The organism is Winogradskyella marina, from assembly GCF_015645385.1.
Taxonomy (GTDB): Bacteria; Bacteroidota; Bacteroidia; order Flavobacteriales; family Flavobacteriaceae; genus Winogradskyella; species Winogradskyella marina.
Map to the genome: position 1 here is coordinate 1 of NZ_JADOET010000065.1, position 335 is coordinate 335.

The window sequence follows — 335 nt, forward strand, 5'->3', positions numbered from 1 at the left end:
AATGATGAAAACAGTGATGGCTATGCCAACATAGGAGAAACCATTACCTACAATTTCACAGTGACCAATCAAGGACAAGCGACCATAACAGATGTTGTTCTTACAGATGATATGTTAGGAGGAGAAGTATCACTAGCATCAGGAGACGATAATGGAGATAATATTTTAGATGTCGATGAAGTTTGGTTGTATGCAGCAAATTATACTATTACACAAGCCGATATCGATGCAGGTGTTGTTAGTAACCAAGCCCTCGTTACTGGAACAAGTAGTCTAGATGGATCAACCTTAGAAGATTTATCCGATGATGATACCGTGTTCGAAGATGATATAAC

At 38.5% G+C, this 335-nt stretch carries 1 protein-coding gene; it reads left to right on the forward strand.

What is annotated here, in order from left to right:
- Positions 1-335 (forward strand): DUF7507 domain-containing protein (locus tag ITJ86_RS17210; protein WP_195872879.1); only part of this gene is annotated, 335 nt, incomplete at both ends.